We start from the raw sequence: 8257 nt of genomic DNA, 5'->3' as shown, positions 1-8257 counted from the left end.
ATGATATACCGGTCCCTCTCATACTCCTGTCAGTCGCAAAAGTCTGCCACCATATGGACATGATCGGAAAATAGGGTGCAGATCCCGGAGAGAGGCTTGTGCCTGCAGGGCTGGTCCTGCAGACTCAGCCCGGACCCCCCGATCCTGCGAAAGGAACCCATGACCGGATTTCGCCGTCTTGCCTGTGTCCTTGTTGCTGCAGCACTTCTGGTTCTGCCGTGCTCCGGCCTTCAGGCCCAGCCGCAGGATGGAGGAAACAGGGACCTGGTCCTGTCCCGGGAGGACAGGATTATTGTAGCGCGGGCAGAGGCGTGGCTGAACGGGATCAAAACGCTGCGCTCCCCGTTCCTGCAGTCATCTCCTGACGGAACGGACCAGCGGGGCATGCTCTATATCAGCCGCCCCGGGAAAATGCGCATAGAGTACGACACGCCCAATCGCAATTTTGCGGTGTCTGACGGTCTGTTCCTGTACTACTGGGATGATGAGCTGAAGCAGCAGACCAACGCGCCCCTGGGAACAACGCTGGCGGATATCATCCTGGAAGAAGACCTGCGCCTGAACGACAGCATCAGGGTGATCCACGTGGGGCAGGGAAACAATACGCTGGAAGTGACTGTTGTCCATACCTCTGATCCGTCCCTGGGACAGCTGACCCTTGTGTTCCGGGACAACCCCATGCAGCTGGTCAAATGGCGGGTGGTGGACGGCCAGCAGCAGCTGACCGAAGTCACTCTGCTTGATCCGGAGGTGGGAATACCCCTGTCTTCCCGCCTGTTCCAGTTCGTGAACCCCAAATTTCTGGGGGGGAACAGAAGATAAGTTTCAGGGTATGGTGCCAGTCAAACGCAGAATGAGCCAGATGACAAGGTTTTCGAGAACCGGCGCGCAGCGTACATAAACGTACGTGAGCACCGGGATCGCAGAAAACCGAAGTCAGATGGCCATTATCCGTTTGACTGGCACCATTACCCTACCAGGCGGGACACATCCTGCGGGTCCTTTCATAGCCTGCAGGAGAATCGAGGGCCCTGTGGCGTGCGTCCCGCCCGGTCTGGATCCGGGCCACCAGATCAGCCATGGCTGCCTGGAGAACCCCCATGCTGCGGGTCCGGACCTCTTCCTCGCTGTGTCCGGGCAGGGGGAAGCTCCTGTCCACGACAGGCTGAAGGGCCGTCTGCACCTGGATACGCAGGGCCTGCAGGGCCTCGCGGTTGATCCGTACATGCTCGTTCTCGTGCAGCAGGACAGCCCGGTGCTGGCATGTTCCAGGGGGATAGCGCCTGTCGACATAGACAGTCATCTGCTCATGCCCGATTCTGATCCGGATATCCCCGGGCCAGGCGCATACCCCCAGTCCTGGCCGGGTCACCAGGGTAAATCCGGCATGGATAGTGTAGGTCATGTCCATGGAGGTCAGCCCTGTGATGTGGCTGTTTCCGGAAGGGGCCTGCCTGGCATTGTGGCCCATCTGGCGCAGCTCCTCCCGCGTGCGGGAAAAATCATATCTGACAGGAGGGTCCTGGAAGCCAACAGTCACTTTTCCCGCTGTACCCGGAGGCCGCTGGCAGCCCGCCGCGAGGGCAGGGGAGCACAGAACCAGGCTGCACAGCGCAACCAGAGCCGGTATCCTGATACGGAACAACACCCTTTTATTTCCTCCTGCGCTGTCCTGTTGCACCATCATGGCAGAAAATCGTTAACGAGGGGAACATGGTGTGTGACCGGAACAACACTCTGAGAAATATTCGGACCGTGAGCATGTGTCCACTGGACAGGATGTGAACACTGTACTAACAGTGGCCTGAGAGTACTGAACCACGCAGTGTGGGCAGGATAACGGGGGACCCTGTAAAAGGCTCCCCAGTCAGGTGCGGGTCTTATGCAGGCGTTTCTTTCCGGTTTTGCCCACAGGATCACAAGGCTGTTTCTCGTTCCTCTCCTGGTACTGTCTGTATCGGCCTGCGCGACAACAGCCGGGAATTCTGCGGGCGGCGGGGAGATCCGGGAAATGGGCGATCCGCTCGAGCCGCTCAACCGGACCATTTTCGGCATCAACGAATTTCTCGATATTTTCATCGTCGGACCTTTCGCAGCTGTTTACCGGACTGTCCTGCCTGATCTGGTCCAGGACGCCGTGCGCGACTTCCTGCGCAACCTGGAAAGCCCCATTGTGATTGCCAACCAGCTCCTGCAGGGAGACTGGGAAGGGGCCGGTAATGCGGCCGGCCGGCTGGGGGTGAACAGCACCATCGGCGTGCTGGGCCTGTTTGACGCGGCCGATCCCCTGTTCAGTCTTCCCTATGAAAAGGAAGATTTTGGCCAGACGCTGGCCACCTGGGGTGCCGATGACGGATTCTATCTGGTCCTGCCCCTGCTCGGGCCCTCGAACCTGCGGGATACTTTTGGTCTTGTGGTTGATTCCTTTGCCGATCCTCTCAACATGTACGCCAGGAATACAGACCGCCTGTGGATTTCTGTCACGCGAGGTACGGCCCGGGGGATCGATACCCGCGCCCGCCTGAATTCGGTGGTTGAGGATGTGCGGATGAATTCCCTTGATCCCTATGCCACGTACAGGAACATGTACAAGCAGTCCCGCGAGAATGATATTGCGGACGGCAATGTCCAGCAGCCGGATATCCCCTGACGGGGGAGTTTACGTGGCCATTGTCCGGTGGCATAATCAGGGGCGGGCTGATTGCAGCCTGCCCCGTGTTTTTTGAAACAGGTGTACGATGATCCGTTTTCTTTCCCTTGCTGTGACTCTTGTGGCTGCAATCCTGGTTTTTGTTCCTGCAGTCCGCGCTGAAACTGCTCCACCCGTGCCAGCTGGTGACAGCAGGATGGAAGTATCGACACAGCTTGTCTCCCGTCTGGGGGATGATGTCCTGACCGTCCTGCAGCGCAAGGATGTGACAAAGGCCATGTTGTCCCGGAAATTCCGGGAAATCCTGACCCGGAACTTTGATATGGACACCATCGGCCGGTTCGTTCTGGGACCATACTGGAAGCAGGCCACGCCTGCCCAGCAGAAGGAATATATGGGTCTGTTCCGGGAAATGATCATTGAACTGTACACCAACCGCTTTATCAAATATTCGGGCGAGACGTTCGAGACCCTGTCCTCGCGGCCGCAGGGTGAGCGGGATGTGATTGTCGAGTCCCGGATTGTCAGTGCGGAGAATCCGGCTGTCCTGGTGGGATGGCGTATCCGCACGGCCAATGGCAAACAGCAGATCGTCGATGTGATCGTCGAGGGGGTCAGCATGGGCGTGACCCAGCGCAGTGACTTTGCTGCCGTCATCGAGAGCAGGGGAGGGATCGACGGTCTTCTGTCCGCCCTGAGAGAGCGTATTGAAAAAGTCCGCAATGGGGGAACCGCTGACACCCCGCCGGCAGCTTCCGGACGCCAGAACACCCGCTGATTCTCCGGTCTGTCCGGATCCGGCGATTGCGTCCGGAGCCTGAAAGTGTCAGAGTGGCCTGCTTTTTCCGGCCTTCTGATTTCAGGTTCTTCCATGCTCGATAAAACCTTTGACCCTGCCGCCGTTGAATCGTCCCTGTACCAGGAATGGGAAAAATCCGGCGTGTTCTGCGCCCATCCGGACAGCGCGAAAAAGCCTTACGTGATCATGATGCCCCCGCCCAACGTGACGGGAAGCCTCCATATTGGCCACGCCATGACCAACACCCTGCAGGATATTCTCATCCGGTATCACCGCATGCGTGGGTATGACGTGCTGTGGCAGCCGGGCACGGACCACGCCAGCATCGCCGTGCACATGTTGCTGGAGCGCCAGCTGGCGAAAGAAGGCAAGACCCGCCACGACCTGGGCCGTGAGGAATTCCTGAAACGCGCCTGGAAATGGAAGGAAGAGTCCGGTGGCACGATTACGCGCCAGCTGCGCCGCCTGGGCACTTCGCCCGACTGGCCGCGCGAACGTTTTACTATGGACGATGGCCTCAACCGTGCCGTCACCCATTCCTTCGTCGAGCTGTACAAAAAAGGCCTCATCTATCGGGCCAAGCGGCTGGTCAACTGGGACCCGGAACGCCAGAGCGGCATTTCCGACGCCGAGCTGGAACAGCGCACGGTGAACGGGAATCTGTGGCACCTGCGCTATCCTCTGGAAGATAACCCGGAGCAGTTCATTATCGTGGCGACCACCCGGCCCGAGACCATGCTGGGGGACGTGGCTGTAGCGGTGAATCCCAAAGATGACCGCTACAGGGCGCTTATCGGCCGCCATGTGGTTCTGCCTTTGACGGGTCGGAAAATTCCCATCATCGCCGACGACTATGCCGATCCGGAAACGGGCAGCGGTGCAGTGAAAATCACGCCGGCCCACGACTTCAACGACTTCGAGGTCGGCAAGCGCCACGGCCTGTCCCTCATCGACGTGATGGACGATCGCGGGCGCATGAACGACTCGGTGCCGGAAGCGTACCGCGGCCTGGACCGCTTTGATGCGCGCAAAAAAATCATCGCCGACATCGAGACCTTCGGCCTGCTGGACAAGATCGAACCGCATACACACACGGTGCCGCACGGTGATCGGTCCGGCGTGCCTGTGGAGCCGCGCCTGTCCGACCAGTGGTGGTGCGATGCGCCGACCCTCGCGAAACCGGCGATCGAAGCCGTGGAATCCGGCCGCACCGCCTTTATCCCGAAGCAATGGGAGAATATGTACTTCGACTGGATGCGCAACATCCAGCCCTGGTGCATCAGCCGCCAGTTGTGGTGGGGTCACCAGATTCCCGCCTGGTACGGGCCCGACGGCCATGTGTTCGTGGCGGAAACCGAAGAGGCAGCGAAAGATGACGCACAAAAACATTACGGCAAAGCCACCGCGCTGACCCGCGATCCGGACGTGCTGGACACCTGGTTCTCTTCGGCTTTGTGGCCCTTTTCCACGCTGGGTTGGCCCGACAAAACGCCTGAACTGAAAAAATATTACCCCGGCAATGTTCTCGTCACCGGCTTTGACATCATCTTTTTCTGGGTCGCCCGCATGATGATGATGGGCCTGCACTTCATGGGCGAGGTGCCTTTCCGCCACGTGCATCTGCACGGCCTGGTGCGGGACGAGAAAGGCCAGAAAATGTCCAAGACCAAGGGTAACGTGATCGATCCGCTGGACATGATCGACAAATACGGTGCCGATGCGGTGCGCCTGGCCCTGACAGCGCAGGCGGGACAGGGTCGTGACATCCGCATGTCCGAAAACCGGATCGAGGGCTATCGGAATTTCGGCACGAAGCTCTGGAACGCTGCGCGGTTTTGCCAGATGAACGGGTGTGCAGTGGTGGCGGGCTTTGACCCGGCGAAGGTGAAGGAAACTGTGAATCGCTGGATCACAGGCGCGGTGGCCGAGGCAGCGGAGAAAACCGCAGCGGCCATCGAGGCCTACCGCTTCAACGACGGCGCCAACACCATGTACCAGTTCGCGTGGGGAACTTTCTGCGACTGGTATCTGGAATTCACCAAGCCAATTTTGAACGGCGCGAACGAGGCCGCGAAAGCCGAAACCCGCGCCACCACAGCATGGGTGCTGGACCAGATTTTGTTATTGCTCAATCCGTTCATGCCGTTCATCACCGAAGATCTTTACGCCCGGTTGTCAGAGGATCGGCCCGGCCGCCTGATCAGCGCTGTGTGGCCCGCGTATCCCGCGGTGGACAAGGCGGCCAGCGAGGAGATGGACTGGGTGGTGCGTCTGATCTCGGCCATCCGTTCCGTCCGCGCCGAGATCCGCGTGCCCGCCGCGGCGCAGCTGCCGTTGCTGGTGATGAATCTGAACAAGGAAAACCGTCAGCGGCTGGAGACACACCGTGACCTGATCATCCGTTTGGCGCGGCTTGAGTCAGTGGCGCTGGATGCAGCCACTGTTCCTATTGGCGCAGTGCAGATATTGCATGACGAGGCAACTCTGGTATTGCCTCTCGCCGGCGTCGTGGATCTGGCGAAGGAGCGGGAGCGCCTGAACAGGGAAATCCAGCAGCTGCAGGGTGAAATCACGAAAGTGGACCAGAAACTGGCCAACCAGAACTTCGTCGCCAAGGCGCCCGAGGAAGTGATCGCCGAACACCGCGACCGTCGCACCCAGGCCGAAGAAGGCATTGCCGCCCTGAAAAAGGCGCTGGGCCGGTTGGGGTGACGGTTGCTTTTCGGGCCGAAACAGGATAGCATATAATTAGCTGTTGATTATATGTGAGGCTGTCATGGGCAGTTTCTCTCCAATTGATCTGAACGAAATCCATTCGCTGACGGATTTTGTGCGTCACACGAAGGAGCACGCGCGACGGCTGAAAAAGACAGGCAGGCCGTCTGTCCTGACGGTCAATGGCCAGGCCGAGCTGGTGGTGCAGGACGCCCGATCGTACCAACGCATGCTCGATCTGGTGGCCGAGGCGGAACACTTCCGCCTTCTCGGCCGCAGTCTGACCCAGATGGAAGCAGGTCAGGTCCACGACTTTGAGAAAACAGCGGCAGCACTCAGGGCTGAATATTTCGGAAAACCGGCACCCGGAAAACGCAGGCAATGACGTACAAAATCATTCTGACAGACCAGGCGCGCTCTGATCTGTCAGAAATATTCGCCTGGATTGCCAGGGAGAACTCCGAACGGGGCGAAAACTTTGTGGGTGAATTTCTTGATAAAATCAGATCGCTGAAGGCCATGCCGGAACGGTGTCCTCTGGCGCTGGAAGCTGCTTATCATCCCCATGAACTGCGGCATCTGGTTTACCGATCGTACCGGATTGTTTTCGCTCTGTCGAAAAAACGCGTTGTGATCCTGCGCATCGTTCACGGCTCCCGCATTCATCAATAAATCCATAATCACTTATGACGACTTTCTGAAAGCAGACATCCGGGTCGGGACCGTCATCGCGGCGGACGCTTTTCCGCAGGTGCGCAAACCGGCGTATGTCCTGCAGATCGATTTTGGGCCAGAGATCGGCGTGAAGAAAACATCGGCACAGATCACCGTTCACTACACGCCCGAAAGCCTGATCGGAAAGCAGGTCTGCGCCGTGATCAACTTTCCTCCCAAACAGATCGGCCCCATCCAGTCCGAAGTTCTGGTACTGGGCTTTACGGATTCAAACGGCGCTGTTGTTCTTGTCAATCCAGATCAGGCGGTTCCTGATGGACAGAGGCTGCATTGATAATTCCTGAGGTAATATCAGGCATGCATTTTTGCTGACAGATTTTCCGGCCTTGCCGCAAATACATCCTCAGGTTATGTCTGGTTTCAGAAGAAAACTTATGGTATGTGAGACATATATGACGCCTGTCAGAAATCTTCTGCTGTTTATGGTCGTGTCAGGAGCAGGCTATGGCAAGGAAGCCTATAATTATTTTTCCTTCCGCCCTCCCCAGCAGCGCCTGTCGCCTGTCAAGGCAGGACGCACACCGGAAGAGCGGACTGCTATTGACAGGGAACGCAGATATGCCCTGAATATGCTGGCGCAACAGTATTACAGCAGGGGGTACAGTCCGGATCTTGTCGGCTGTACAGGGGGAATGGTTTACGATACCGGGACCAGGGTTCCCTCCTGGTCCGGGAGTGAGGCTCCTCTCCCTGTCAGCAAGGGGACCCCGTTCCGAGGTCGAGATCTATGTCCGGTGCTTCCATGACAATGTCGCCTACAGGTCATTTTTGCATGACCGCACCCGGATATTCTATACAATGAAAACACAGTATGACAGTCAATGCGTCGCCTCGCGCCCTGTTGATCCTGGCCCTGTCCGGTTGAAGCGGTAGAGCAGGCGACCACGGTTTATCCAAATGACCCCGGGGATGATGATATGGAAGATCATCACACTGACGAAGTGCGTGATCTTCTGGCTGGCACCATATATTCGGGATGTGTTCAGGCGGAGGGCGGTCCCTACAGGTTTTATCCACCCGCAAAAGAGTCCGTAGCAGGCTGGGCCAAGGCCTCTGTCGACAGATTTGTGCCGACTGCCGCCCATAAAGAAACCCCCTCCCTTCCGGAGAAGGGAGGGGGCAATGCAGAAATATCAGGTTGTTGCCGCAGCAACCGGGGGCTGCTGCCCAGGTTTATATTTTTTCCTGTAAAGTTCTCTAGCGGTATCCTTTACGGTGTTCAGCATCTGCTCGTTGGCAATCTCAAGCAGGTTCCGGTGCTTTCCGATCCAGAGCAGGAGACCCTTGACCAGCGTGTGGGCCTCTTCTCTGGTTTTCCCATTACAAAGCCTGTCGAATGTGTCTTCTGCCGTATCGGG

Annotated in this window: 9 protein-coding genes; 7 read left to right on the top strand and 2 right to left on the bottom strand. The window is 58.0% G+C overall.

Annotation, left to right across the window (positions count from 1 at the left end; genetic code table 11):
- Window positions 1-159: 159 nt before the first annotated feature.
- Complete coding sequence (locus M3O22_00190; GenBank protein ID MDP9195188.1) at window positions 160-822, top strand: outer membrane lipoprotein carrier protein LolA; 663 nt, start codon at window positions 160-162, stop codon at window positions 820-822.
- 151 nt (window positions 823-973) lie between these two features.
- Here the strand turns inward: M3O22_00190 and M3O22_00185 are convergent, their stop codons facing one another.
- Window positions 974-1540 (bottom strand): hypothetical protein, encoded by a 567-nt coding sequence (locus tag M3O22_00185; protein MDP9195187.1) that lies wholly within the window; start codon window positions 1538-1540, stop codon window positions 974-976.
- A 342-nt stretch (window positions 1541-1882) separates the two neighbouring features.
- Between M3O22_00185 and M3O22_00180 the strand changes: the two genes are divergently transcribed.
- From M3O22_00180 to M3O22_00155, 6 genes are all read left to right on the top strand, one after another.
- Window positions 1883-2650: a VacJ family lipoprotein gene (locus M3O22_00180; GenBank protein MDP9195186.1), complete on the top strand. Its 768-nt coding sequence runs from the start codon at window positions 1883-1885 to the stop codon at window positions 2648-2650.
- An 88-nt stretch (window positions 2651-2738) separates the two neighbouring features.
- Window positions 2739-3428, top strand: a complete 690-nt coding sequence (locus M3O22_00175) for an ABC transporter substrate-binding protein (protein ID MDP9195185.1) — start codon at window positions 2739-2741, stop codon at window positions 3426-3428.
- A gap of 93 nt (window positions 3429-3521) precedes the next feature.
- The gene (locus M3O22_00170) at window positions 3522-6161 is read left to right on the top strand and encodes a valine--tRNA ligase (protein ID MDP9195184.1); all 2640 of its coding nucleotides are present in this window, start codon (window positions 3522-3524) and stop codon (window positions 6159-6161) included.
- A 64-nt stretch (window positions 6162-6225) separates the two neighbouring features.
- Window positions 6226-6549 carry a type II toxin-antitoxin system Phd/YefM family antitoxin gene (locus M3O22_00165; GenBank protein ID MDP9195183.1) on the top strand — a complete coding sequence of 108 codons (324 nt, stop codon included), beginning with the start codon at window positions 6226-6228 and terminating at the stop codon, window positions 6547-6549.
- Window positions 6546-6836 carry a type II toxin-antitoxin system RelE/ParE family toxin gene (locus tag M3O22_00160; protein ID MDP9195182.1) on the top strand — a complete coding sequence of 97 codons (291 nt, stop codon included), beginning with the start codon at window positions 6546-6548 and terminating at the stop codon, window positions 6834-6836. The genes M3O22_00165 and M3O22_00160 overlap by 4 nt, the downstream gene beginning before the upstream one ends.
- The gene (locus tag M3O22_00155; GenBank protein MDP9195181.1) at window positions 6829-7173 is read left to right on the top strand and encodes a tRNA-binding protein; all 345 of its coding nucleotides are present in this window, start codon (window positions 6829-6831) and stop codon (window positions 7171-7173) included. Before M3O22_00160 ends, M3O22_00155 begins: the two co-directional genes overlap by 8 nt.
- Before the next feature lie 859 nt (window positions 7174-8032).
- Here the strand turns inward: M3O22_00155 and M3O22_00150 are convergent.
- On the bottom strand, window positions 8033-8257 hold a 225-nt coding region (locus tag M3O22_00150; protein MDP9195180.1), incomplete at its 5' end, for a hypothetical protein.

It is taken from the genome of Pseudomonadota bacterium (genome assembly GCA_030775045.1).
In the GTDB taxonomy this organism is placed as follows: Bacteria; Pseudomonadota; Alphaproteobacteria; order JALYJY01; family JALYJY01; genus JALYJY01.
Note: the sequence above shows the minus strand (reverse complement) of the source record. Positions and strands in the feature narration are given on the sequence as shown.